We start from the raw sequence: 26,708 nt of genomic DNA, 5'->3' as shown, positions 1-26,708 counted from the left end.
TATGGAACTTTTTTTCCTTCTTATCCTGGTCGTCCTGATGGCGATTGCGCTTGGGTCCGGTTTCCCGGTTGCCTTTTCGCTCCCTGGGTCGGCCATCCTGACGATCGGCATCGCCGCCGGCTCGGGCTATCTGTTTGCCGGCGATCCCGGTGCCTATTTCTCGCACGGCGGGCCAAGCCAGTGGCTCAGCGCGGGGGTGACGAACTTCCGCGGCATCTACTGGGAGGCGGAGCGGGATACGCTCATAGCCATTCCGTTGTTCGTGTTCATGGGCATCATGCTGCAGCGGTCGAAGATCGCTGAAGACCTTCTGGTCACGATGGCGCGGCTGTTTGGCCCGGTGCCGGGCGGCCTTGGGATCTCCGTGGTTTTCGTTGGCGCGCTTCTGGCCGCCACCACCGGCATCGTCGGGGCAACCGTCGTTGCCATGGGCCTGATCTCGCTGCCGGCCATGCTGCGCAACAAGTATTCGGTGCCTCTGGCAACGGGCACCATCGCCGCGTCCGGGACGCTGGGGCAGATCATTCCGCCGTCCATCGTGCTGATCATTCTGGCCGACCAGCTTGCCAGCGCGGTCGATCAGGCCGGCTCGCTGCGCCAGACGCTCTACAAGGCGAGCACCGGCGAACTTTCGATGCCCTCGGATTTTTCGGTGGTCTCGACCAGTGCCGGCGAAATGTTCCTGGGGGCTTTCCTGCCGGGCCTCGTCCTGGTCGGCCTTTACATGCTGTTCATCCTGGGCTTCGCGCTGATGAACCCGAAGTCGGCACCGGCAGTCCATGAAGAAGGCACTTTCACCCGTGCGTTCGCGGGCAAGGTGGTGCTGACCCTGGTGCCGCCGCTGGCTCTGATCTTCCTCGTTCTGGGCTCGATCATCGCCGGTGTTGCCACCGTGAACCAGGCCGGCGCCATCGGTGCCGTTGGCGCGATGGTCATGGCCGGGTACCGGCTTCGGGACGGCAAGCGCGGGGCCTACAGCCCGGCGATCATCGCCATTCTGGCCTTGCTCTGTCTGGCCGTGGTGGTCAGCTTCTTCGGCTCGGTCAACATCAAGCTGATCCAGACCAGCGACGATGTGGTTGCCCTGATCCTGGCAATCATCGCCGTTTCGCTACTGCTGATCGCGATCCTGTGGTCGGGCTGGCGCACGCTGAAGTTCGAGAACACGCTGCGCGGCGTGATGGTGGAAACCGCCAAGACCACCGCGCTGGTGTTCATCATTCTTCTGGGCGCGGCCATGCTGACATCGGCCTTCCGTGCCTTCGGCGGGGAAGAGCTGGTCAAAAACTTCCTGCAGGGCCTGCCGGGAGGGTTCTGGGCTCAGTTCCTAATCGTGATGCTGGTCATCTTCGTCCTCGGCTTCTTCCTCGATTTCATCGAGATCGCGGTGGTTGTCGTGCCGATCGTTGCACCGATCCTGCTCGCGGATCCGGAAGCGAACGTCACCGCCGTCTGGCTTGGCGTGATGATCGGCCTCAATATCCAGACCTCGTTCCTGACACCGCCGTTCGGCTTCGCGCTGTTCTATCTGCGCGGGGTTGCCCCGGCGGTGGTCAAGACGCTGGACATGTACAAGGGCGTGATTGCGTTCATCTGCCTGCAGTTGTTGGCGCTGGGTATCGTCGGGCTGTATCCGCAGCTTGTGAACTACCTGCCGAACCGCTCGTCCCTGTTGTCGGAGACCGCACCACCTCCCAAGAACCCGCGTCTGCAATACTGCATGGAAGCTCTCGTCTATGAGGACTTCCAGAAGAATGGCGACAAGATCCTGTCGGCCATCCAGTCCATGGAATCCGTTGACATGAGCTATCTGCCGGAAGATCTGCGCGATGATGTCATGGAAGGGCTGGAAAAGGCGAAGGAAGCCTTGCCGCAAATGGAGGCGATCCATGCTGCTGAGGCGGATGTTGCGGCAGCGGCTGGGGCCTACAAGCCGGTTCACACCGAGGTTCGTGCCATCGAACGTGATGCCCGCCGACTTGATGATCGGATTGCCGATCTTCAGGTGATCGTTGATCGCTCGGGTGAGACAGGTATCTATACCGCCGAACAGGGCGAACGTGCTCAGGCTCGTATCGACGATTTGAAAGCCCGGCATGAAGCCCTGATGGCGGAGATCCCGTCCGATTGGAAGGACACCTACACAACCTTTGCCAAGATCCAGAAGGCGGAGAATACCGCCCGGGTGTCTTACCGACGGACTGTCGATCAGGCCTATGAGCCCATCGTGGAGCTGAAAACGATCCTCGATCAGGCCGATCTGGTCGCAAGCTTCAAGCCGGAACTGGAAGCCCTGAAGGCCGAAGTGCCGACGCTTGAACCAAAGGCTGCGGAAGATGCGATTTCGGCAATGCGCTCGCGGGTGGGAGATGCGGAAGGCACACGCGATATTCGCGATGAGCTGAACAATGCCCGCAAGATCATGCGGAGCCGTGAACCGAATGCGGAAGAAGCTGTTGCGGAAATCGACAAGGCGATTGCGGCGCTCGACGCGGATCTCGCCTGGCGCCGGAAAGGTGCCGAGGAGATCCTGCCGAAGCTGAAAGCCTTCGATGACGTGGTTGCGACAAACATCGGTTTGAGAGCGCAGAACCGTCTACCGACGGATATGGCGCTTGATGTTGCCGCATGTCTTTCCGACCATCGGGACATCAGCCTGAGCTTCTGATCCTGAGGACACAAAGAATGAAAGGCGGGAGGAGAAATCCTCCCGCTTTTTGTTTGAGAACTCTCAAACTGTTGGGGTGATCAGAGGCGCTACCTGCGCCGATGCCACGCAGCCAGAGAGGGCGCGGCCAAAGGCGGTGGAGCCTGAAAGATCGGGCCTCGCGTCAGCTCCACTTTACATCGCAGGCAAGCATGTAGCCGGACCCGTAGATGGTTCGGATGTGGGCCGGTTCGTTCTTGCGGTTAAGCTTCTTGCGGATGCGCGAAATGCGCACGTCGATTGACCGGTCAAGGCTCTCGTCCCGACCGCCATGCTCCAGCAGATAATCGCGTGAGAGCACGCGCTTGGGCGCTCTCAGGAGTGCTTCCAGCAAGGAGGCCTCGCCGGTCGACAGGAACGTTTCCTCCCCCTCCGGAGAGATCAGGCAATGGGAGGCGGGCAGGTAGCTCCAGCCCTCGAACCTGGCGCAATCGACGCTCGCCTTTTTCGAAGGCTGGTCGGACGAGCGACGCAGGATCGAGCGGATGCGCGCAACCACTTCACGCGGGTCGAAGGGCTTGACCACATAATCATCGGCGCCAAGTTCCAGCCCCATCACACGGTCGGTCGAATGGCCGCGTGCCGACAGAACAATGATCGGCACCGACGACTGGCGCCTGATCTCGTTGATAAGGGCCATGCCCTCCATGTCGGGCAGACCAAGGTCGACGATGCAGGCGTCCGGCGTTTCCAGACTGAGTGCGGTCAGCATCTGCGCAGCCGTTGCAAAGACCTTGCCCTCCATCTCGAACTGAAGAAGGGCATCCAGAAGCAGGTTACCGATCTCCGGTTCGTCGTCGACAATGAAAACGGTGCGTTTGACTGCCTGGAGGGAGCGTGTCTGCAAGGCGCGTTCCTGTGTCCTGATTCAAAGAGTGCCGGTTTCGATCCATCGCGAGGATGGCTTGACCGCAGAAGACTGACATCTTTGCCCGGCAAGCGGGAAAGGGTCTCCAGACCCGGTCGGATGGATCATAAGCAATGATCGTTGCATAACCATCAAGCTGAGTCTGGTGCGGGAGAGAGAATCTTCTGCAGCGTGTCTGCAAGTTGAGCATCTGCGAAAGGTTTCGCCAAGACCGGAAATTCGCAGGCGCTTGCCTGTCCTGCAAGGTCCGACCAGTCGGCATATCCGGACATCAGCGCGATGCCGAGGTCTTGCCGCTTCTGCTGGATTTCCCGTGCCAGGGCAAGACCATTGATCTGACCGGGCATGATGATGTCGCTGAGAACGGCACGCAGTTCCGGAAGGTCCAGGGCCAGGCTGCGGGCATCCTCCGCGTTTTCGGCCCGCAGAACCGCGTACCCGAGGTTTTGTAACTGATCCGTCACCGTGTTGGCGACATCCGGGTCATCCTCAACAAGAAGCAGAAGCTCGCCCCGACCGGGTCTTACCGGTTCTGCGTCACCTTTGTCCGTGTCCGCGCCAATGGACGTGGCAATGCGTCGGTAGGGCAGATAGAGGGTCAGACAGGTGCCTGCTCCCGGCGTGCTGGAAATGTGGATCGCGCCGCCGGATTGGTGAATGAAACCATAGACCATGGACAGGCCGAGGCCGCTGCCGGTGCCGAAGGTCTTGGTGGTAAAGAAGGGCTCGAAGACCCGCAGCTGCGTTTCCGCATCCATGCCGCTTCCGGTGTCGCCAACGGTGATGCGCGCAAATTTGCCGGGTGGAATGCCCAAATCGTCCGCTCCGCGGGCATCGAGCTCGCACATGTCCAGCGCGATGGTCAGCGTGCCGCCTTCCGGCATCGCGTCGCGGGCGTTGAAAGCCAGGTTGATCAGCGCGGTTTCCATTTGTGTCGGGTCGATGCAGGCACCGATTTCCGCATTCTCGGTGGTGATCGTGACGTCGACCGAGGGCGGCAGGGACCCTTCGAGGAGACGGCCCGCACTGGCAATCACCTTGGCCAGGGATACGTTCTGCGGATCGATGGCCTTGCCGCGGCTGAAAGCGAGGAGACGCTGGATCAGGTCGGATCCGCGCTTGGTCGCCTCAAGCATCGGTGACAGCTTGCTGTCGAGCGTTTCCCGGTCGAGCGGTGTTTCCGTGCGTCCGAGGGACAGAAGGTTGCCCATCAGGATGGCGAGAAGGTTGTTGAAGTCATGGGCAAGGCCGCCGGTCAGCTTGCCGACAGCGTCCATGCGCTGGGACTGCACGAGTGCGGCTTCCGCCTGTTTCTGGTCGGTGGCGTCCAGGGAAAGCACGAAGATCCCGAGGGTTCGGCCGTCTTTCGTCATGTCCGGGATGAGGGTGGAGCGCATATAGGCGATGCTGCCATCCGAGCGATTGCGCTGATATTCGTAGCTGACGGCGTTGCCTTCGAAGCAGCGGTTGATGTGCGGCTCCAGCTCCTTGAAAAGCTCCTCGCCGACCACTTCAGGCGCCGGCCGGCCGGCGACGGAGGCGACGGAGTGGCCGAACCAGTCGGCATACCGACGGTTGGCGAAGCGGAAGACCGGGCCGGGCGACAGATAGGCAATCAGGGCCGGAATATTGTCCGTCACCAGCCGCAGCCAGTCCTCCGACTGCTGCAGGGCGCGGGTGCGCTCTTCCACCGTGCGTTCCAGCTTTTCCTGCCGGCGGCGATCTTCGGTGACGTCGGAATAGGTGGTGACGAATCCTCCCCGGGGCAGGGGCGTGCCTGAAACGGCGATCACCTGGCCGTTGGGCCGGATGCGTTCGAAATAATGCGGCTCGAACAGCTTGGCCCGTTCCAGCCTGCGCTGGATCTTGCCTTCAATATCGCCGGGGCCGTATTCACCCCGTTCTGCGTTCACGCGCAAGAAGGCTTCCAGATGCGTGCCGCGCCGGGCCAGTTCCTGAGGGAAATCTAGCATTTCCCACAAGCCCCGATTCCACGCGACAAGTCTGAGGTCGGCGTCGAAAGCCGAAAAGCCCTGATTGATATGGTCAAGCGCTGCCTGCATCAGATCAAGCTGCGTCTTGAGCTGCTGTGTCTCCTCCATGAGGTGAGATTAAGCCCGAAAAACAGGTTTGACCATTCGTCCAAGGAGAGAATGACAGGCCGGGGTCGCAAGAGGTAACGAGGCTTGACGTGTAGGCGGAAAAACTTCGCCTTTCGTGATATTGTGGCCGGGTATTTTGACTTTGTTTTTTCTGCGATGGAGGTCTCCATGCAATTAAAGAAACTTGATCCGAGGCTGCGCCGATATGCAGCCGAGGCAGAACTGAGTTCATTTGAAAACGAATCCCCTCTCGACGCCCTTCCGTCCGGTCCTGCATCGCTGGAGACTGCCGGCGCGGCTCCTCTCGGGGAGGTCAGGCGCGTTCTCGTCGAACTTCAGACCGAGCAACCCCCAGCAGCGTTTGCCGATTTCAACTGGGTGCATGTGGCCGGGAAGATCTATTCCGTGTCCCTGCCCATGAACCGCATGGTGGAGCTGAACGGGCATCCGCTGGTCGAGACGGTTGAGGCCGGACGGCGCTGGTTCCCCATGCTGGACAGCTCTCTGCCCGAAACGAAGGCGGACACGGTTCATCAGGGGAGCGTCGGGGTTCCGGGCCGCACGGGGGCAGGCGTTCTGGTCGGTATCATCGACTACGGTATGGATTTCACGCTCGACGACTTCCGCAATGCGGACGGCACCACGAGGCTGGCCTTTCTCTGGGATCAGCGTCTGGATGCCCGGCAGGGCGAACACGCGCCGGATGATTTCTCCTATGGGGTGGAATATGGCGCCGATCAGATCAACCAGGCGCTGAATGCGCAGGATCCCTTCAGCGTCGTCCGCCATAGGGCGGATGCGGGCTCGCACGGCACCCATGTTGCAGGCATCGCGGCAGGCAATGGCAGGTCGCATGACGATACGTTCGTGGAAGGCACGCATCTTGGAGCTGCCCCCGAAGCCACGCTGATTTTCGTTCAGCCGGACACGAACGACGGGTCGGATACATTCACCGATTCCAGCCATGTGGTTGATGCCGTCGCCTACATCATGGGCAAGGCGGATGCACTCGATATGCCTTGTGTCATCAACATGAGCCTTGGGCAGAACGGCGGCAGCCATGACGGGGAAAGCCTTGTCGAACGCGCCATCGACCGACTGCTGGAGCCATTGGGACGCGCATTCGTGAGCGCGGCAGGCAACGAGCATGTCTGGCATGGGCACGCGGCCGGGACCATCAAAACGGGCGAAAGCCGGGAACTGCGCTGGAAGACCGGTGGCGGCATGCCACTGCCCGATGGCTCTGTCACGCAGACGGGAACAGACAGGACGTCGAGTGAACTGGAGATCTGGTATTCCAGTGTCGACAGGTTCGCCGTGACACTGATTGCACCGGACGGGGCAGAATACGGCCCTGTGACACCGGGAAACACCATGCTCAAGGACGAGGTTTTCATCGATTCGGAGCGGTTCTCGAGCCTGAACGGGCAAGCGCGCATTTACATGCAACTTGAAGCGCCATTCGGCCTTGGAATGCTCAGATCCGGGGTCTGGACCGTGAAGCTGGAAGCTCTGGAAGGGGAAAACGGACAGTTCGATGCCTGGATCGAGCGGGACCTGCGGGACAAGAAAAATAATTATGCCGATCAATCGTTCTTCCAGGGGGGGGATTTCGATCCCGTTCGCACGCTTGGGACACCGGCGACAACGCGGCGGGCCATCGCGGTTGCCAATTACAGCCACCATTCGCTGGCGCCGGCAGCTTCCTCCAGCCGGGGGCCGACACGGGACAACCGAAACAAGCCCGAGGTTGCCGCACCTGGAACGAATATCGTTGCATCCGGGGCGCAAGGCGGACGGAGCAATGGCAGTGGCGGCGTTCATCCGATGCGGGTGACCAAATCCGGCACCAGCATGGCTGCGCCCCACGTTGCCGGTATCGTTGCCTTGCTGTTTCAGGAAGCCCGGTCGCTGTCAGCGCCTCAGGTTGCAAACCTCCTCATGGCAACGTCGGACAATCCGGACGGCGCACCGGGTTTTGACGTCGCGTGGGGCTTCGGCAGGGTGAATGCGGCACGCGCCCTGCGTCTTCTGCGCGATCCGGATCAACCCGGACGTACGGACGCGGTTATCTGATGTCCTGAAGGATTGATAGCAGGATGCGGCGCTCTCAGCGCCGCATCGCACTGCCGACCTGAATGTAGGTGACGGCGGTATCCTCGGCGAGCGCGTTGAGGTTTTCAGCGGTAACCAGAAGCGTCATCATGTGGCTTTTCGGGCTCCAGGACAAAAGCTCTGGACCACCCGTGCCGCCACTGCGCATGGTCAGGTCATCAGGAGTCTTGCCCGGAGCAAGCTCGACCATGGCCTTCATTTGCGCCAAGGGATCGTTTTTCATGATCGCCTTGCGCGCCTGCGGGCTGAGTTTCATCTGGCTGAAGTCCATAGGGACAATATAGCACCGCGCGGCCAGTCCTCAAAACCTTGTCGGCGGTCAGCGTTTCCGGTGACCCAGCTTTGCGGCCTTGGCCATTTCGGCACGTTTTTGCGCATAGTTTGGCGCAACCATCGGGTAATCCGCGCTCAAGCCCCATTTGCGTCTGTATTCGGCAGGCGTCAGGTTGAACTTCGTTTTCAGGTGACGCGTCAGAAATTTGAATTTCTTTCCGTCCTCGAGGCAGATGATGAACTCCGGTGTGACCGAGTGCTTTATCGGCACCGCCGGAACGAGGGGCGCGCGAAACACGGTCGGCGTGTTGTTGGTTGCGGTTTCCAGAGCGACGTGGACATCGACGATTAGTTCGATCAGGTCCTGTTGCGGTACCGGATTGTTCGTCACGTAGTTGGAAACGATTCCCGCGGTGAGTTCCATCAGGTTTGGCGAATCGTATGCCGCGCCTTCTTCTGATTCAGCCATGGGAGTTCCTTTTTCGAAATTGAGCGGGGCTGGCGAGGTGCGTGGGCAGGTGGTGCTGCGCGCGCATGCAGTCCGTGCTGGATATATTTCCCCAACGACTTAATTTTTCAAGTAGCTATCACGATATTGGCAAATAAAAATTTCAATGAGGTATTTTCGCCGATTTAGGAAACCCGTGGGTTTTTTCGTTCCGTAATTTTGACTGTAGTTTTCAAGAAATACTGGTCTTCAATTCCTCATTGTTTCAAAAACCGCGAAAAACCGCAGGAAAAACGGACAAAATCAAGGTCGCTATTTCTTCTTTCTTGACGAACTTCTCTCCAGAGGCTGTAAACTAAACAGTGTAGTCACAATTTTCTTCATTTCTGCCGAAGCAAATGAAAGAAAAATGGCTCAAATATTCGTTTAGTATTTAAAGTAATGTCGGGGCAGGCCATATGGGGATGAGATGGCGAGAGTTCAAGGGCAAAAACGCGAAAGTGAAAAATTGTAAAAAACGGCGGAAATTCAATGTGTTGCAAAAATATGACTCGGAAAACCAATATTTTTAGAGGCGAAATTTGCGCTTGAATTCCAGAGTTGGAACTGGCTTTTTGATGCGGAGACGGCCAGCGGGGTGCAAGTAAATGCTTGTTGTTGGTAGTCTAGAGGTTAGTTTGAAGGGGTCGCGTGAAGTATTCGAATCCGTTCCTTCAGCCTTCCGACTGAATTTGAAACTGGAGTAATGTAATGAAACTCAAGAGTCTGATGCTCGGCGCGGCCGCAGCTGCTGCTGCTACCACCGCCCAGGCGGCTGACCTTCCGGTAGCCCCGGAGCCGGTCGACTACGTTCGTGTCTGTGACGCTTACGGCGCGCGCTTCTACTACATCCCGGGCACCGAAACCTGCCTCCGCGTTGGCGGCCGTGTTCGTACCCAGGTTGTTGTCAACAACGTCCTGGACGACGGCGCCTTCAGTGACCGTAACTCTGACGGCTACTCCTGGCTGTCCCGCGGTTACCTGTACCTGGACGCTCGCACGGCTACCGAGTTCGGCACCCTGCGTACCTACGTGTCCACCTACACGACGGTCACGAACGGTGAAACCAGCACCACTCTGGATAGCGCTTACATCCAGTGGGGCGGTCTGACCGCTGGTCGTCTGACCTCGAACTTCGACATCTTCACCGGTCAGGCCTTTATCGGTGTCGTGGATCGTGACTGGTCCGACGTGACCACCAACCAGATCGCTTACACCGCAGCGTTCGGCAACGGCTTCTCCGCGACCATCGCTCTGGAAGACCGTTCCGATCGTGAATACGGCAACTACGGCGGCACCCGTGCTCCTGACTTCGTTGCAGCTCTCGGCGTTTCCCAGGGTTGGGGTTCCGCACAGTTGTCCGGTGCTCTGCATCAGGTTTACCCGGATGCCGCAGCCAACCGGACCAACAATGGTGGCGAAGATGAACTCGGCTTTGCCGTCGGCGGTGGTGCAGTCATCAATCTGCCGATGCTCAACTCCGGTTCGAACATCTTCTTCCAGGGCTTCTATGCCGATGGCGCTCTGTCCTACATCACCACGTATGATGGCGTAGCGGACTTCAACAACGGCGACACCTCCACCGGTTACTCGCTGTCTGCTGGTGCCTACATCCAGGCAACCTCCACGATCGGCCTCGCGCTTGACGGTTCCTACGCCGACATCGACGCCGCTGCTGGCCTGAACGACGTTACCCGTTACGCAATCGACGGCTCGGTTCAGTGGGAGCCGGTCTCCGGCTTCATCATGGGTGCTGACGTTGGTTACGCAAACACCGATGTGGATACCCAGGACGACCAGGACGAACTCCTCTTCGGTGTTCGTATGCAGCGTACCTTCTAATCTTACGGTTAGACTCTGACTGACTAACTTTGACCTCCAGTCAGTCAACCGGCCCGGCAGACTCCAAACTGCCGGGCCTCCCCCGTTTTAGGGCGGGGCGCAGTGGTCCTGCAGCAAAGACCGTGCCTGGCAGATGCGCATCCGGACCCTGGAAGCAGCACACCGGCAAAATTCTTTTCCATCGCGTTTGAAAAAACGTGCGGCGCCAGAATGTTCTCGGCTAACATTCGCGCAATGCCACAGTCCGAATTCAAAAAGAAAAACCCGACAGTTCAGGATGTCGCCCGCGCAGCCAATGTGTCGACGGCCACGGTCAGTCGCGCGTTGACGACGCCAGACAGGGTGTCGGCTGAAACAAGACGCCGCGTGTCGGAAGCGGTCGAGAAGACCGGCTATGTCCTCAATCATGCCGCGCGCAATCTCCGGCGCCGCGATACGGGCACAATCGTTGCCCTCGTTCCCGATATCGGCAACTCCCACTTTTCAAATATCTTGCAGGGCATCGAAACGGTTTGCGCGGAAAAGCAATTGAAGGTTCTGATTGCCGACACCCGAAAACCGTCCATGTCGCATTCGCGCGTGAGCGATTACTTCAGCAAGAACAATTGCGACGGGATCGTAATTCTGGACGGGCATTTCTCGATTTCCCGGATCAGGTCGTCGAACCCCAAAGCACCGCCGATCGTTCTTGCCGGCGAGTGGAGTGACGATCCGGCCGTTCCAATCTCTGTTGTCGACAATCTGCTTGGCGCGGAACTGGCGGTGTCTCACCTGCTCGACCTGAAACACACCAATATCGGCCATGTCACGGGGCTGCTGTCGCACAAGCCGGGACGTGACCGGCGCGACGGGTTCCGCGCCACATTGGCAGGCGCCGGCTTCGATCCGGCGAAAGCCTGGACCTTCGAGGGGGATTACACCCTGGATGCCGGTGTCAGGGCTGCGCACGCCTGGATGGCGCTGCCGGATCGGCCAACCGCGGTTTTTTGTGCCAGCGACCGGACAGCCTTCGGCTTCATTTCCGCGTTGAGCGAAGCCGGTATTCGCGTTCCGGAAGATGTTTCGGTGGTTGGTTTCGACGATATCGACATTGCGGGGCATTATCTGCCGCCGCTGACGACGATCCATCAGCCGCGCCGCGCGGTGGGCGAACAGGCGGCGAAGCTGCTGCTCAACCTTCTCGGCGGCGCCAGACCTGACAATGGCAGCGTTCAGCTGGAGCCATGGCTGGTCGTGCGCAAGAGTGCAGTGCCGTTGGCCTAGAGGGTTAGGTCCGCGGTGCCTCTCGCACCTGCAGCGCAATTGCAACAATTCGACATGATTGAAACATATTGCTGAAAATCCGGCCTCCTAGCCTGCGTTCATCGGGTTTGGAACGCTTGGCCTGTCCACCTTTAATAATTTACCGGTTGAAGGTTGCCGCGTCAGATTGTTTCATACCCTTTAGGTAATGACCCCGAACAATTGGGGCGCCTTCCAGATCAAGCCGCCGATGGCCAAACGCGCCGGACAGCGGACTGTCGAACGACAAAAATGTAGAGGCATATCGTCTGTGTTCATCCGAATGCAGGGTGCTTCAGGGGAAGAAACAGTTCATGGTAGGGTCGGCCAGCGCTTCACCGCGCGAGGAGGACACCTTTCCGAAGATTCTCATGCGCAATGCGCAAGTCTTCGGTGACCGGACGGCGTTCCGGGAAAAGGATTTCGGGATCTGGCAAAGCTGGACCTGGTCCGAGGTGTGTGAAGAAATCCGCGCATTCTCAATCGGTTTGAAATCTCTGGGTCTGAAAACCGGAGACAAGATCGCCATCGTTGGCGCAAACCGCCCAAGGCTTTATTGGGCGATGGTCGCTGCTCAGGCGATCGGTGCCGTTCCGGTGCCTGTCTATTCGGACAGCGTTGCCGAGGAAATGGCCTTTGTGCTCGGGCATGCCGAAGTCACCTTCGCGGTGGTCGAGGATCAGGAGCAGGTCGACAAGCTGCTGTCGATGGCCGATGAGGTGAAGTCACTCAGCGAGATCATCTATGACGAGCCGCGCGGGCTGCGTGGCTATGATCACGAGCATCTGCACAGCTACGCCTCGGTGCAGGACAAGGGCCGTGACCTGATTTCGGCGACACCTTCGCTGGCGGCCGACTGGGAAGCCGGGTTCAGGGATGCCAAGGGCTCCGATGTGGCGGTGATGCTCTACACCTCGGGCACCACCGGGCGGCCCAAGGGCGTGATGCTGTCTTTCGACAATCTCGTTATCTCGGCCCGCAACGGCAACAAGTTCGACCATCTGAACGAGACCGAGGAAGTGCTCGCCTATCTGCCGATGGCCTGGATCGGCGACCATGTGTTCTCTCTGGCGCAGGCCTTTACGGCCGCCTATTGCGTCAATTGTCCGGAAAGCATGGATACGATCGATGTGGACCGGCTTGAAATCGCGCCGACCTACTTCTTCGCGCCGCCGCGCGTTTTCGAGAACATGCTGACCCGGATCATGGTGCGCATGGAAGATGCCGGCAAGGCCAAGCGCGCGATGTTCGACTATTTCATGGGCGTTGCCCGCAAGGTGGGTGAGAAGATCCTGAACGGTGAGAGCGTCGGCCTGAAGGATCGGGTGCTTTATGCCCTTGGCGAGTTCTGCGTCTACGGGCCGCTCAAGAACCGTATGGGTCTTACCCGGGTGAAAGTCGGCTACACCGCCGGCGAGGCCATCGGACCGGAGATCTTCCAGTTCTTCCGCTCGCTCGGGCTTAACCTCAAGCAGCTCTACGGCCAGACCGAGGCCAGCGTTTACATCACGCTGCAGCCGGATGGCGAGATCTTCGGCGATACGGTTGGCAAACCTGCCCCCGATGTGGAGCTGAAGATCGCCGAAAGCGGTGAGGTGATGTACCGCTCGCCGGGCGTTTTCGTCGGTTATTTCAAGAATGACGAAGCCACCGCCAGCACGAAGACGCCGGACGGCTGGGTGCACACGGGCGATGCGGGCATCATCGCGGAAAACGGCCACCTGAAGATCATCGACCGCGCCAAGGATGTCGGCAAGCTCAATGACGGCGCGCTGTTTGCGCCGAAATACATCGAGAACAAGCTGAAGTTCTTCCCGAACATCAAGGAGGCGGTTGCCTTCGGTCACGAGAAGGACATGGTGGCGGTCTTCATCAATATCGATCTGACCGCGGTAGGCTCCTGGGCGGAACGCAACAACGTCAATTATGCGTCCTACCAGGAACTTGCCGCCCACCCCGATGTCTACGGCATGATCGAAAGCCATGTCGATCAGGTGAACCGGGATCTTGCCCGCGAACCGATGATGGCGGGTGCGCAGATCAAGCGGTTCCTGATCCTGCACAAGGAGCTGGATGCGGATGACGGCGAACTGACCCGGACGCAGAAGGTGCGCCGGAGCTTTATTGCCGAACGTTACGGTCCGCTGATCGATGCGCTTTACGATGGATCCACCTCCAAGCATGTGCGCACGGAAGTGACCTACGAAGATGGCCGCAAGGGAATCATCGAAGCCACTGTCGAGATCCGCGACATGACCACCCATGACGCCGGTGCGGGCGTACAGGAGGCCGCCGAATGAACGCCCTTGTGACCGAAAAGACGCTGCCGCCGGCGGACGCCAACGAAGGGACGGAGCGAGAGCTGCTGTTGCGGGTCGACAACGTCTCGCTGTCCTTCGGCGGGGTGAAGGCGATCACCGACATTTCGTTCGACATCCAGAAGGGCGAGATCCGCGCGATCATCGGTCCGAACGGGGCCGGCAAAACGTCAATGCTGAACGTCATCAATGGTTTCTATCACCCCCAGGAAGGCACGATCACCTGGCAGGGGCAGGTGCGTCGCAAGATGAAGCCTTACGAAGCTGCCAGCCAGGGCATCGCCCGGACCTTCCAGAACGTGGCCTTGTTCAAGGGCATGACCACGCTGGACAACATCATGTCCGGCAGATCCTTGAGGATGCACAGGAACTTTTTCTGGCAACTGCTGTGGCGCGGGCCCGCGGAACGCGAGGAAATAGACCATCGGCGCAAGGTCGAGGACATCATCGACTTCCTGGAAATCCAGGCGATTCGCAAGACACCGGTCGGGCGTCTGCCCTACGGCCTGCAAAAGCGGGTCGAACTCGGCCGCGCGCTGGCGATGGAACCGGACCTGTTGCTGCTCGACGAGCCGATGGCCGGTATGAACCTGGAAGAAAAAGAAGACATGAGCCGGTTCATCATCGACGTAAATCAGGAATTCGGCACGACGATTGCCCTCATCGAACACGATATGGGTGTCGTCATGGATCTCTCCGACCGGGTGGTCGTGCTCGATTACGGCAAGAAGATCGCCGATGGGCCACCGGAGGAAGTGCAGGCCAGCCAGGCCGTTATCGACGCTTATCTCGGTGTGAGCCACTAGGAGGGACGAACCATGCTCTACGATATTTTCATCGATCCCTTCGTACAGATGTACCAGATGCCGGATTTCTTCCTGCAGGTCCTGTGGGAAGGTTTTGTCGCCGGTATTCTCTACGCACTGATCGCGCTCGGCTTCGTGCTGATCTTCAAGGCGTCCGGTGTGTTCAACTTCGCCCAGGGCATCATGGTGGTGTTCGCCGGCCTGACGCTGGTGGGGCTCAACGAAAACGGGGTGCCTGCCTATCTGGCGCTGATCCTGACCATCGGCGTGATGGGGGTTCTGGCCTATGGTGTTGAACGGGTGGTCATGCGACCCCTGGTCAACCAGCCGGAAATCATCCTGCTGATGGCCACCATCGGCCTGACGTATTTCCTCGTCGGTTTCGGTGAGTTCGTCTTCGGTGGTGAACCCAAGCAGATGATCACCGAGCAACTGGGGCTGCCCACCGGTTCGACCGCCTTCGAAATTGGCGACCGGGGTCTGGTCATCCTGCAGCATATCGATATTGCCGCAGCCGTGATTGCGGTGCTGATGGTGACGGCGCTCGCCATCTTCTTCAACAAGACGCGGATTGGCCGCGCCCTGCGCGCCGTGGCCGACGACCACCAGGCCGCTCTTTCCGTCGGGATCTCGCTCAACCAGATCTGGGCCATCGTCTGGTTCGCAGCCGGCCTCGTGGCACTGGCGACCGGCATCATGTGGGGCGCGCGTTCCGATGTGTCCTTCGCGCTGGAAATCGTCGCATTCAAGGCCCTGCCGGTGCTGATCCTCGGGGGCTTCACGTCGATCCCGGGCGCCATCGTCGGCGGTCTGATCATCGGCTTCGGCGAGAAGATCGGCGAACTCTACTGGGGTGGTCTTGTCGGCGGCGGGGTCGAATCCTGGCTCGCCTACATCATCGCCCTGATCTTCCTTCTGTTCCGGCCACAGGGCCTCTTCGGCGAACGTATCATCGAGCGGATCTAGGGATTTCTGACCCATGTTTTATCGCGAAGCTGGCCAATTCAAGACGAGTTACAAGGCGGATCAGGCATTGTTCCCGATCCTCCAGGACCGCGTCGGTCTGGCCGTCATCCTCATCACCGCATTTGCCGTCATACCGGCCCTTGCCAACGACTTCTTTCTGACCTCCATCATGATCCCGTTTCTGGTGTTCTCGCTGGCGGCGATCGGGCTGAACATCCTGACCGGTTTCTGCGGGCAGCTGTCACTCGGAACCGGGGCATTCATGGGGGTTGGCGCCTATGCCGCCTACAAGCTGACGTCGATCTTTCCCGATGCCAATGTCATCGTGATGGTGCTCCTGTCCGGCGTGTTCTCGGCTGCCATCGGCGCGATCTTCGGTCTGCCGAGCCTGCGCATCAAGGGGCTTTACCTGGCAGTTACGACGCTTGCAGCCCAGTTCTTTCTGGAATGGTGCTTCATTCGCATCCCGTGGCTCTACAATTACAACGCCTCGGGGGCAATCGAGGTGCCGCACCGCGAAGTCTTCGGCATTGTCGCCACAGGGGCCGAGGCAACGCCGCTGGCGCGCTACTTCATCGTTCTCGGGATCACCGTTCTGATTACCTTCCTGATGGCGAACGTCCTGCGTGGTCGCATTGGCCGGTCGTGGATGATGATCCGCGACATGGATATTGCAGCCGAACTGATGGGCATCCGTCCGCTTCAGACCAAGCTGATGGCCTTTGCCGTATCGTCCTACATCTGCGGCGTCGCCGGTGCGATGATGGTGTTCTTCTGGCTGAATGCGGCCGAGCCGTCGTCCTATTCCATCCGGCTGTCCTTCCAGGTCCTGTTCATGGTCATCCTGGGCGGTCTCGGCAGTCTCGGTGGGGCCTTCATGGGGGCTGCCTTCATCTGGATCCTGCCGGTCGTGCTGAAATTCGTTCCGGGTCTCCTCGGCTTCGATCTGGCCGCGGAAACGGTGGAGCACGCGACCTTCATGATCATTGGCGCGCTCATCATTTTCTTCCTGATTGTCGAACCGCACGGCTTTGCGCGGCTCTGGCAGATCGCGAAGCAGAAGCTCAGGGTCTGGCCGTTCCCTTACTAGGGGCGCCAGCCTTTTCACCCGCCATCCGGACATGGACCGATCCGGTGAGGAATGGCGTAACCGGTCCGGCGGTAGTCCTTTCGATGCCGCGTGGGAGGAGAATATGAAAAACATAAAGCAATTTGCGCTGGGAACCGCTGTTGCGCTCGGGGTCGGTCTCTCCGGCGCCATGACGACCGCGGTCCAGGCAGAAGACAGCAACTACGTGCCGCTCCTGACGTACCGGACAGGGCCTTATGCCGGTTCCGGCATCCACATCGCCAACGGTATGCATGACTATCTGCAGATGCTGAACGAGCGCGATGGCGGTATCGGTGGCGTCAAGCTGGCGATTGAAGAGTGTGAAACCGGTTACAACGCCCAGAAGGGCGTCGAGTGCTACGAAGCCACCAAGGGCAAGGGCGCACTGGTCTATAACCCGTATTCCACCGGCATCACGCTGCAGCTGATCCCGAAAGCCGGTGTCGACAAGATCCCGGTGCTGTCGATGGGCTACGGCCTTTCGGCTGCCGCTGTCGGCTCCACGTTCCCCTGGATCTTCAACGTGCCTGACACCTATTGGGACGGCGCTTCCGTGGTCATCAAGTACATCGGTGAGCAGGAAGGCGGTCTTGAAAACCTGAAGGGCAAGAAGATCGGCTACATCTTCCTCGACGCCGGTTATGGCCGTGAGCCCTTGCCGCTGCTGGAACAGCTTGCCGAGAAATACGGCTTCGAGCTGCTGCAGTATCCGGTTCCGGGTGCGGAAATGCAGAACCAGTCCTCGCAGTGGCTCAATGTTCGCCGGGATCGTCCGGACTACATGGTCATGTGGGGCTGGGGTGCGATGAACCCGACGGCTGTCAAGGAAGCCGTCAAGATCCGCTTCCCGATGGACAAGTTCATCGGTGTGTGGTGGTCCGCAGGAGATGACGATGCCGCAGCCGGCGGCGAAGGTGCCAAAGGCTACAAGGCTCTGAACTTCTCCGGTGTCGGTCCCGATTTCCCGGCTCTCGACGACATCAAGAAGCTTGTTGTCGACGCGGGCAAGTCCTCCACCGATGCGAGCTCCATCGGCAGCACGCTCTACAATCGCGGCGTCCTGAACTCGGTCATCATCGCGGAAGGCATTCGCACCGCGCAGGAACTGACCGGCAAGAAGGTCATCACGGGCGAAGACATGCGTCTTGGTCTTGAGGCACTCAATCTGGACGAGGCGCGGCTGGCTGAACTCGGTCTGAAGGGCTTTGCCCATCCGATGAAAGTGACCTGCGAAGACCATGCCGGCAGCAATCCGGTGTTCATCCAGGAGTGGGACGGCAAGAAGTGGCGTCAGGCTTCGGACTGGATCGAGCCGATGACCGATGTGGTCCGTCCGCTGCTGGAACAAGCCGCTGCGGAATATGCAGAAAAGAACGCGCCGTGGCCGGCGCGCACCGAACCCTGCCCGAACTGATAGGCAGTCCGCTCCGCCGCGCCGCATCAACGTGCGGCGGAGCTTCCAGGGAGAAGAGGGAATGGCATTGCTGGATGTAGAACAGCCCGGTTCGCAGGGTGTGCGTGAAGCTGCCGAGACGATCCTGTCGGTCAACAATATCGAGGTCATTTACGACCACGTGATCCTTGTGCTGAAGGGCGTGTCGCTGACGATTCCCAAGGGCGGGATCGTGGCGCTGCTCGGCGCGAACGGCGCAGGCAAGACGACCACGCTGAAAGCGATTTCGAACCTGCTTGGTGCCGAACGCGGCGAAGTGACCAAGGGCAAGATCGTGTTCGAGGGTGAAGAAGTTCAGGCCCTGTCGCCCAACGATCTGGTTCGCCGGGGATGCATCCAGGTGATGGAAGGGCGGCATTGTTTCGGCCACCTGTCCATTGAAGAGAATTTGCTGACAGGCGCCTACACCCGCAAAGACGGGCACAGTGCCGTGAAGGCGGACCTTGAGATGGTCTACAATTACTTTCCGCGCCTGCGAGAACGGCGCGGTAGCCAGGCGGGGTACACCTCCGGCGGCGAACAGCAGATGTGCGCCATTGGCCGTGCCTTGATGAGCCGGCCTAAGATGATCCTGCTGGATGAGCCGAGCATGGGGCTGGCGCCTCAGCTCGTGGAGGAAATCTTCGAGATCGTCCGCCAGCTCAACAGCAATGAGGGTGTGTCCTTCCTGCTTGCCGAACAGAACACCAATGTGGCGCTGAAATACGCGACCTACGGCTACATCCTGGAATCCGGCCGTATCGTGCTCGATGGCGATGCCAAGGCATTGCGGGAGAACGAGGACGTCAAGGAATTCTATCTGGGCGTTGGCGGCGAAGGCCGTCGCTCGTTCCGGAATGTCAAACATTACAAGCGAAGGAAGCGCTGGCTGGCCTGACGGGGTTTCAGACACAGGGCCGAAACAGGCGGAGACGACCATGAGCGACATTCAGTTTGACGCGCGCGAGCGGCAGGACCCCGCTCTGCGCGAACGGGATCTTTTTGCCCGATTGCCGGACCTTCTGGCCCATGCCACCGGTAGTGCCACCGGGTGGGCCACGCATCTGGAGGGATGCGATCTTGCGGCGGTTACCGACCGGGCCGCACTGGCCGGTCTGCCGGTTCTGCGCAAGTCCGACCTTCTGGAAAAGCAGCGCGCGCAACCGCCCTTTGGCGGATTTCTGGCAGGTGACCTGTCGGGCGCGGCCCGGGTCTTCATGTCGCCCGGCCCGATCTGGGAACCGCAGGCGCCCGGGCTCGATCCCTGGAACGGGGCGCGCAGCCTGTTTGCGGCCGGCTTTCGCAAGGGCGACGTTGTTCTCAATGCCTTTTCGTATCACCTGACGCCTGGCGGTTTCATTCTGGACCAGGGCGCGATTGCGCTCGGGTGTACGGTGTTTCCCGCCGGGGTCGGCAATACCGACAGTCAGGTCGAAGCGATCGAGGTGCTCAAACCGTCCGGTTTCGTCGGCACGCCGGATTATCTGAAAATCCTCCTCGATCGCGGCCGGGACCAGGGCCGGGATGTCTCCTCCATCAAAAAGGCCCTGGTCTCGGGAGGTGCGTTGTTTCCGTCGTTGCGCGAAGAATATGAGGCTGCCGGGATCCAGGTTGGCCAGTGTTACGCGACCGCGGACCTTGGCGTCATCGCCTATGAGACGGATGCCAGGGAGGGCATGGTCGTCAACGAGGATTACATCGTCGAGATTGTGCGGCCTGGCACCGGTGAGCCTGTGGCAGAGGGCGAGGTCGGAGAGTTGGTTGTCACCAACTTCAACAGCCTTTATCCGCTGATCCGTTTCGCCACGGGCGACCTGTCCAAGATCATCCCGGGTCAATCCCCCTGCGGGCGCACCAACATGCGGCTTGCCGGCTGGATGGGACGCGCGGATCAGCGCACAAAGGTCAAGGGCATGTTCGTCGACCCCGCCCAGATTGCGCAAATCGTCGCGGCCCACCCGGAAATCAGCAAGGCCCGTCTTGCCGTCAGCCGTGTTGGTGAAGCCGACGCCATGACATTGACGGTGGAAACCGAGGCCGGCGGCAATGGTCTGCCGGAGCGGGTCGCGGAAACACTGCGCGAGGTTACCCATCTCAAGGGGGACGTCCTGACCGTTGCGCCGGGGGCGTTGCCGAATGACGGCAAGGTGATTGCGGATGAGCGGGAGTATGGCTGAGGCTGGCGGCGTGTAGACGTGCTTCCGGCTTAATGCAGATTTCAGCCTCGTCCTGAGAAAGCGCGCAAGCGCCGTCTCGAAAGGTGGGCTGCATACTCTGGAGCAAGTTGCCCATCCTTTTCTTTTGAGATTGTCTTCGAGACGGACCTGACGGTCTGCCACAGGATGAGGTCCTGGGTCGTTGCTTTTCCATCTGAGTTTCCGGTGATCTGCAACCGGGTATCTGCGTATGACAAATGCCGCATTGGCCAAGGCTCTTGCTTGGCCTATGTATGGCATCAGACAGACCGTTTTAACGCAGACAGACCGTTTTAGGACTTACCCCGCAGATGACCGTTCAACCGACCGCGCCGATCGCAGCCGATCAGGAAGCCGCATTCAGAAAACTCGACCTGCCGAAAGATCACCCTTCGGTCAAGAGTGGCAAGGTGGGGGTGCTTCTGGTCAATCTGGGCACACCGGATGCCACGGACTATTGGCCCATGCGCAGGTATCTGCGCGAGTTCCTTTCGGACAAGCGTGTTATCGAATGGCCGCGGGCGATCTGGTATCCGATCCTCTATGGCATCGTTCTGATGACCCGGCCGGGCAAATCCGGCAAGGCTTACGAGGAAATCTGGAACAAGGAAAAGGACGAGTCGCCCCTGCGCACGATCACGCGCAGCCAGTCGGAAAAATTGTCAGAGGTGCTGGGGGATGCGGATGGAAAGCTGAAGATCGATTGGGCGATGCGCTACGGCCAGCCGTCCATTCCGGACCGGCTGAAAGCCCTGAAGGATGAAGGCTGCGACCGGATCCTGGTCTTCCCCCTCTACCCGCAATATTCGGCAACCACGACGGCGACGGTCAATGACGTTGTCTGCAAGACGCTCTTGAAGATGCGCTGGCAGCCCGCGATCCGGACCGTGCCGCCCTATCATGATGACCCGGTCTATGTGACGGCCCTGGCAAAGTCGGTGGAGCGTCACGTGGAAAGTCTGGATTTCAAGCCGGATGTGGTGCTGACGTCCTATCACGGCATTCCGCAGTCCTATTTCAGACGCGGGGACCCCTATCACTGCCATTGCATGAAAACGACGCGGTTGATGCGCGAGGTTCTCGGCTGGGATGCAGAAAAACTGCGGGTTACGTTCCAGTCCCGGTTCGGGCCGGAAGAGTGGCTGCAGCCCTATACGGACAAGACCGTTGAGCAACTGGCCAAGGACGGGGTGAAGAACGTCGCGGTGATGAACCCGGGCTTTGTCGCCGATTGCCTTGAAACGCTGGAAGAAATTGCCGGTGAGGCCGGGGAAATCTTCGAGGAAAGCGGCGGCGAGCATTTCAGCCACATCCCCTGCCTGAATGACAGCGATCTTGGTATGGACGTGCTGACCCACATCGTTCGGCGCGAACTCGGTGGCTGGATCTGATCAGCCGCCCATCCACAGGCGTTTAACCTTGCCGGTGGAAAACACTCGTAAAATTCCGACAGGCTGCCCATAAGTCATGTGCCCGTCCGACGAACGCCACAGGTGTTCGCGGGGCGGGCTGCGTACGTGCGTCCGCACGAACTCAAGGCCGCGAATACGCTGGAAACGCCTTGGAGTTCGTCGCATAGTGACAGCACTTTTTTAAAAATTACGGGAGACGTATATGCCAATCGCGGGATTCGACATTTTTCTGATCGGCCTTGTCGTGCTGGTCATTCTGGTGTTTTTCGCCGGCGTAAAGACGGTGCCGCAAGGCTACAATTATACGATCGAGCGGTTTGGAAAGTACCGGAAGACGCTGACGCCGGGCCTGAACTTCATCATCCCGTTCATCGACAGGATCGGCCACAAGCTCAACATGATGGAGCAGGTGCTGGACGTGCCAACCCAGGAAGTGATCACCCGCGACAATGCGACGGTGAGCGCGGATGGTGTGACCTTCTATCAGGTGCTCGATGCTGCCCGGGCAGCCTATGAAGTGCTCGGCCTGCAGAATGCCATTCTCAACCTCACCATGACCAACATCCGCTCGGTCATGGGGTCGATGGACCTCGATAACCTTCTGTCCAACCGCGACGAAATCAACGCCCAGATCCTGCGGGTTGTCGATGCGGCGGCAGAGCCCTGGGGCATCAAGATCACCCGTATCGAAATCAAGGACATCAACCCGCCGCGCGACCTGGTGGATGCCATGGCCCGCCAGATGAAGGCGGAACGCGAGAAGCGCGCCTACATTCTCGAGGCCGAAGGCAAGCGTCAGTCGGAAATCCTGAAAGCGGAAGGGGAGAAGCAGTCACTTATCCTCGAAGCCGAAGGCCGCCGCGAATCCGCTTTCCGGGATGCAGAAGCCCGCGAGCGCGAGGCTGAAGCGGAAGCCAAGGCAACGCAGCTTGTAAGTGCGGCCATCGCCTCCGGAGACGTCCAGGCCATCAATTATTTCGTTGCCAACAAATACGTTGAAGCTTTCAAGGAACTGGCAACCTCGAACAACCAGAAGACGCTTATCTTGCCGATGGAAGCGACATCGCTGCTGGGCTCCTTGAGCGGCATCGGCGCCATTGCGAAGGAAGCTTTCGGCGAGAACGGATCTTCCAAGCGGTCATCTTCCCGTATTCCCAATACCCGCAGTGACGAGGGAGAAGAGAACCGGTGAGCCTTATTGAAAGCACAATCGCGGCCCTGGGGCCTTGGAGCTGGTTCGTTCTGGGGCTCTTGCTGCTGGGGCTCGAAATACTGGCGCCCGGCACGATCTTCCTTTGGTTTGGCCTCTCGGCGCTGATCGTTGGGTGTGTGGCGCTGCTCTTCGACTTCGCCTGGCAGGTGAATGTTGGGCTGTTTCTGGTGCTTTCTCTCGTCAGCCTGCTGATCGGGCGAAGGCTGATGCAGAAACTCGCATCGGAGAAGGGCGATCCGGGGCTCAACCAGCGTGGAAGCCGTTATGTCGGCCGGGAATTCACGCTTGCCTCTCCGCTGAAGGAGGGAGCCGGAAACCTTTCCATTGATGACACCATCTGGCGCATCACCGGACCGGATCTGCCTGCTGGTACAAAGGTGCGTGTCGATTCAATCGATGGTGCGCGGCTTGTTGTTTCGCAGGTCAGCTAGACCGGACCCGCATACCGCCCGCCGAAGCGCTTGCTGAGCCGCTGCTTTCTCAGAGCTTGTGCCCTGCAGGCAGCGGCGGTTCTTCTGCCTTCAGCAGAATGCCAATCCGGCGGTTCGCTGCCAGATAGGGGTCGTTGGGGAACAGCGGTTCCGTGTCGGCCTTGCCGACCACAGAGTAGAACTGATTGTCCGGCACTCCGTATTCAGACAGGATCTGCCGGGCGATGTTGGCGCGTTCGCTGGAGAGTTCCCAACCGGTATAACTCGGGTCGATGGACTGGCGTCCGGCCGTTGTATGGCCGGTGATTTCGATGCGATTGGGCATTTGCGAAAGCACCGGCGCCATCTTGGCGAGCAGGCGGCGGGTGGTCTCGTAAGGATATTTCGAACCTTCCCGGAACATCGAGCGACCGTCCTGATCGACCAGCATGATGTTCAGGCCGTCCTCGGATTCTTCCAGAATGATGTTACTGGAAATCTCGGTGATTTCCGGCATTTCCTGCCAGGCCTGACGCAGCGAGGCGGCGGCCGTCGCGAATTGCCGCGGCTTTTCGATATCAGCTTCCAGCGTGTCGTGCGTATTGGCTTCCGGCCCCTGTTTGCGCCGCTGTTCATGGCGCACCTGGGAGAAATCGGAGTCCATTTCCTGTTCGACCTGGCTGATATCCTTCATGTAGTCGCGGATCGGAATGCCCTCGACCTCGATGATGCCAGTCTTGCGGGAGGTATCTTTCACGCCGAAGGCTTCGCGCATGGACCCGGCGACAACCTGAAGCTTTTCCTTGTCCTGAATGGAAAAGGAAATGATCAGAACGAAGAAGCAGACGAGCAGGGACATCAGATCGGCAAAGGTCACCAGCCAGTCGGGTGCTCCGCCGCCGCCTTCAGGTTTCTTTTTCTTTGCCATCGCGCTGGTGTCGCTCTTTTGTCAGGTCCGGATCAGCGTCGGTTCCATCGATTTCAACTGAACCGCATCCATTCGCATTTCCAGGTTATCGAATGCTCTGCCCGGGGCATCGGATCGCAATTCGCTCTAGGCTGCATCCGCCAGGTCGCCGCGCAATTTGTCCGGCAGATATGCGATCAGCATTTCCTTGATCAGGGCCGGGCTCTTGGATTCGCGGATCTGGCAAACGCCGTCGATGATCAGTGTCTGGTTGAGGTCGTCGACGTCGAATTTGGCATCCAGTTTGTCCACCAGGGGTAGACAGAGGATGTTGGAGATCAATGCGCCGTAAAGGGTCGTCAACAGGGCGACAGCCATGGAGGGGCCGATTGCGGCCGGGTCGTCCATGTTGGCAAGCATCTGCACCAGACCGACCAGCGTCCCGATCATGCCGAATGCCGGTGCGGAATCGCCAAGAGCCTTGAAGACGCGTTTGCCTTCCGACAAGCGGGAAAGCTGCAGATCTCGCTCGCGCTCCATCGATTCCCTGATGAATTCCAGCTCGTAGCCATCCGCAATGTATTGTACGCCCTTGGCCAGCACCGGGTCCGAGACGTCAACGTTCTCCAGCCCGAGCGGACCAGACTTGCGGACGATTTCTCCCAGGTTGCTAATTTCTGTAATGAGGTCACGCGGACTGGCGTTCTTGCCCGCAAGGGCAACCTTGAAGCCCGTGACGAATGCAGCTGCGATGTCGGAGATCTGGAAACGGATCAGCGTGGCGGCGAGACCGCCACCGACCACGATGAGGACCGACGGCACGTCAATGAACTGGCCGAAGCTGCCGCCGAGAAAAATAGCGGTCGTAACGATGCCGAAGGCACCCACAATGCCGATTAATGTCGCCAGATCCATTCTGTACACACACCAAGGTCTGCGGCGTCAAGCCGATGAAACTTTGGGGCAGTGTAAGTGGCGTATGGCTAATCAAATCCTAATAGCGCGCCAGTTGCGGGCTGGAAAAGAGTCTTTTTCGACTTCCTGAAGAAATATTGGCCGATTCGAACGCAGGTCAGGCTGCGCCGATCCGAAGTAGATCGTGCAGGTGAACGATGCCGACCGGGCGGCCGTCCTCGATCACGAAAACGGACGTGATCGACAGGCTGTTGGCCAGTTCGAGGATCGATGCGGACAGCGTGTCCGTCGTTACCGTCTTCGGAGCGCGTGTCATGATCTCTCCGGCGGATTTTGCCAGGAGATTTGACGAAACATGGCGGCGCAAGTCACCGTCGGTAATGATGCCGATCAGTTGTTTCAGTTCATCGACAACACCCAGAACACCGAACCCGCGCTGGGTCATGAGGACGATGCCTTCGCTCATCGAGGTGTCTGCGGACACCAGCGGCATGCGTTCGCCCGTGTGCATGATGTCCTTGGCCGTTTTCAGGCTGGCGCCCAGGCGGCCGCCCGGGTGGAATACGCGGAAGTCCTGAGCGGTGAAGCCACGCCCTTCCAGAAGTGCCACAGCGAGTGCGTCGCCGACCGCGAGCTGAATGAGAGCGGATGTCGTCGGGGCCAGACCATGCGGGCAAGCCTCGGTGACTGCCGGCAGGTTCATGACGATGTCAGCAGCGCGGCCGAGTGTGCTGTCCTTGCGCGATGTGATCGCAACCAGGGGCACCTTGAAGCGGCGGGTGTAGCTGACGATGCCTGCAAGTTCCTGCGTTTCGCCCGACCAGGAGAGTGCGATCACGACATCGCCTTCCGTGATCATGCCAAGGTCGCCGTGGCTGGCTTCACTGGCGTGAACGAAGAAGGACGGTGTTCCCGTGGAGGCGAGGCTGGCGGCGATCTTGGTGCCGATATGACCGCTCTTGCCGATGCCGGTGATGACAACGCGGCCCTTGCTTTTCTGAATGAGTTCGAAGGTCTTCTGGAACGGGACGGCAAGTCCGTTCTTCAGCGCTGCGCGGACGGCGCTGAGGCCGGCAATTTCCGTTTCCAGGGTCCGCTCTGCGGAGACGAGGCACAGGGAGGTCATGTCTGAATTTTCTTCGGAAATCGGGTCACGCAACACAGTGGTCATGAACATTTTTCTTTTTCATTGAAGGCAGCCTTACCTCTATGCCAGTCGCTGACGGGGATCAAGAACCGGTGATCTACTAATTGCACTCGGTCAGGTGACTTTATGTATCCTAGTGTAACCTTTCAATTTGCGAAAAAGAAACGAAGGATTAACCATCCTTCTTCAGGTTGGACCTGA

General features: G+C 59.4%; 21 protein-coding genes. 14 read left to right on the top strand and 7 right to left on the bottom strand.

Features of this window, described 5'->3' with window-relative positions; translation table 11 throughout:
* The first annotated feature begins 1 nt into the window (after nt 1).
* Nucleotides 2-2,668 (top strand): TRAP transporter large permease, encoded by a 2,667-nt coding sequence (locus AC2A6O_RS07535; RefSeq protein WP_148583019.1) that lies wholly within the window; start codon nt 2-4, stop codon nt 2,666-2,668.
* A gap of 163 nt (nt 2,669-2,831) precedes the next feature.
* On the opposite strand, the gene AC2A6O_RS07530 is transcribed toward AC2A6O_RS07535, so the two are convergent.
* The gene (locus AC2A6O_RS07530; RefSeq protein ID WP_148583018.1) at nt 2,832-3,554 is read right to left on the bottom strand and encodes a response regulator transcription factor; all 723 of its coding nucleotides are present in this window, start codon (nt 3,552-3,554) and stop codon (nt 2,832-2,834) included.
* A 152-nt stretch (nt 3,555-3,706) separates the two neighbouring features.
* Nucleotides 3,707-5,677 carry a PAS-domain containing protein gene (locus AC2A6O_RS07525; protein ID WP_498926316.1) on the bottom strand — a complete coding sequence of 657 codons (1,971 nt, stop codon included), beginning with the start codon at nt 5,675-5,677 and terminating at the stop codon, nt 3,707-3,709.
* Nucleotides 5,678-5,845: 168 nt separating this feature from the next.
* Between AC2A6O_RS07525 and AC2A6O_RS07520 the strand changes: the two genes are divergently transcribed.
* Nucleotides 5,846-7,753: a S8 family peptidase gene (locus AC2A6O_RS07520; protein ID WP_498926315.1), complete on the top strand. Its 1,908-nt coding sequence runs from the start codon at nt 5,846-5,848 to the stop codon at nt 7,751-7,753.
* Nucleotides 7,754-7,787: 34 nt separating this feature from the next.
* Here the strand turns inward: AC2A6O_RS07520 and AC2A6O_RS07515 are convergent, their stop codons facing one another.
* Both AC2A6O_RS07515 and AC2A6O_RS07510 read right to left on the bottom strand, forming a co-directional pair.
* A complete protein-coding gene (locus tag AC2A6O_RS07515) occupies nt 7,788-8,048 on the bottom strand; it encodes a hypothetical protein (protein WP_498926314.1) in 261 nt (86 codons plus the stop codon).
* A gap of 63 nt (nt 8,049-8,111) precedes the next feature.
* Nucleotides 8,112-8,534 (bottom strand): Ros/MucR family transcriptional regulator, encoded by a 423-nt coding sequence (locus AC2A6O_RS07510; protein ID WP_148583014.1) that lies wholly within the window; start codon nt 8,532-8,534, stop codon nt 8,112-8,114.
* 729 nt (nt 8,535-9,263) lie between these two features.
* On the opposite strand from AC2A6O_RS07510, the gene AC2A6O_RS07505 reads away from it, so the two are divergent.
* The 12 genes from AC2A6O_RS07505 to AC2A6O_RS07450 all read left to right on the top strand — a co-directional run bounded on the left by AC2A6O_RS07505 (nt 9,264) and on the right by AC2A6O_RS07450 (nt 23,559).
* On the top strand, nt 9,264-10,394 hold the full coding sequence (locus AC2A6O_RS07505; RefSeq protein ID WP_498926313.1) for a porin: 1,131 nt from the start codon (nt 9,264-9,266) through the stop codon (nt 10,392-10,394).
* Nucleotides 10,395-10,628: 234 nt separating this feature from the next.
* Nucleotides 10,629-11,657, top strand: coding sequence for a LacI family DNA-binding transcriptional regulator (locus AC2A6O_RS07500; RefSeq protein WP_498926312.1), 1,029 nt, complete (start codon nt 10,629-10,631; stop codon nt 11,655-11,657).
* Between the two features lie 389 nt (nt 11,658-12,046).
* Nucleotides 12,047-13,975 carry an AMP-binding protein gene (locus tag AC2A6O_RS07495; RefSeq protein WP_498926311.1) on the top strand — a complete coding sequence of 643 codons (1,929 nt, stop codon included), beginning with the start codon at nt 12,047-12,049 and terminating at the stop codon, nt 13,973-13,975.
* Complete coding sequence (locus AC2A6O_RS07490; RefSeq protein WP_498926310.1) at nt 13,972-14,799, top strand: ABC transporter ATP-binding protein; 828 nt, start codon at nt 13,972-13,974, stop codon at nt 14,797-14,799. Before AC2A6O_RS07495 ends, AC2A6O_RS07490 begins: the two co-directional genes overlap by 4 nt.
* 12 nt (nt 14,800-14,811) lie before the next feature.
* Entirely contained in the window at nt 14,812-15,765 is a 954-nt protein-coding gene (locus AC2A6O_RS07485; protein ID WP_148583009.1) for a branched-chain amino acid ABC transporter permease, read from the top strand.
* Nucleotides 15,766-15,778: 13 nt separating this feature from the next.
* Nucleotides 15,779-16,855, top strand: coding sequence for a branched-chain amino acid ABC transporter permease (locus AC2A6O_RS07480; RefSeq protein ID WP_148583008.1), 1,077 nt, complete (start codon nt 15,779-15,781; stop codon nt 16,853-16,855).
* A gap of 103 nt (nt 16,856-16,958) precedes the next feature.
* Nucleotides 16,959-18,290: an ABC transporter substrate-binding protein gene (locus AC2A6O_RS07475; protein ID WP_148583007.1), complete on the top strand. Its 1,332-nt coding sequence runs from the start codon at nt 16,959-16,961 to the stop codon at nt 18,288-18,290.
* Nucleotides 18,291-18,351: 61 nt separating this feature from the next.
* Complete coding sequence (locus AC2A6O_RS07470) at nt 18,352-19,206, top strand: ABC transporter ATP-binding protein (RefSeq protein WP_498926309.1); 855 nt, start codon at nt 18,352-18,354, stop codon at nt 19,204-19,206.
* A gap of 40 nt (nt 19,207-19,246) precedes the next feature.
* Entirely contained in the window at nt 19,247-20,485 is a 1,239-nt protein-coding gene (locus AC2A6O_RS07465) for a phenylacetate--CoA ligase family protein (protein WP_498926308.1), read from the top strand.
* A gap of 329 nt (nt 20,486-20,814) precedes the next feature.
* Complete coding sequence (hemH, locus tag AC2A6O_RS07460; protein ID WP_148583004.1) at nt 20,815-21,894, top strand: ferrochelatase; 1,080 nt, start codon at nt 20,815-20,817, stop codon at nt 21,892-21,894.
* A gap of 229 nt (nt 21,895-22,123) precedes the next feature.
* Nucleotides 22,124-23,107 (top strand): SPFH domain-containing protein, encoded by a 984-nt coding sequence (locus tag AC2A6O_RS07455; protein ID WP_286192551.1) that lies wholly within the window; start codon nt 22,124-22,126, stop codon nt 23,105-23,107.
* Nucleotides 23,104-23,559 (top strand): NfeD family protein, encoded by a 456-nt coding sequence (locus tag AC2A6O_RS07450; protein ID WP_498926307.1) that lies wholly within the window; start codon nt 23,104-23,106, stop codon nt 23,557-23,559. Before AC2A6O_RS07455 ends, AC2A6O_RS07450 begins: the two co-directional genes overlap by 4 nt.
* A gap of 49 nt (nt 23,560-23,608) precedes the next feature.
* Here the strand turns inward: AC2A6O_RS07450 and AC2A6O_RS07445 are convergent, their stop codons facing one another.
* The 3 genes from AC2A6O_RS07445 to AC2A6O_RS07435 form a co-directional block, all read right to left on the bottom strand.
* Entirely contained in the window at nt 23,609-24,466 is an 858-nt protein-coding gene (locus tag AC2A6O_RS07445; RefSeq protein ID WP_148583001.1) for an OmpA/MotB family protein, read from the bottom strand.
* Between the two features lie 126 nt (nt 24,467-24,592).
* Nucleotides 24,593-25,360 carry a motility protein A gene (locus tag AC2A6O_RS07440; protein ID WP_148583000.1) on the bottom strand — a complete coding sequence of 256 codons (768 nt, stop codon included), beginning with the start codon at nt 25,358-25,360 and terminating at the stop codon, nt 24,593-24,595.
* A 157-nt stretch (nt 25,361-25,517) separates the two neighbouring features.
* Nucleotides 25,518-26,531: a KpsF/GutQ family sugar-phosphate isomerase gene (locus tag AC2A6O_RS07435; protein ID WP_148582999.1), complete on the bottom strand. Its 1,014-nt coding sequence runs from the start codon at nt 26,529-26,531 to the stop codon at nt 25,518-25,520.
* Nucleotides 26,532-26,708 lie beyond the last annotated feature (177 nt).

The sequence above is a fragment of the Labrenzia sp. ATLA3 genome (assembly GCF_057180185.1).
Note: the sequence above shows the minus strand (reverse complement) of the source record. Positions and strands in the feature narration are given on the sequence as shown.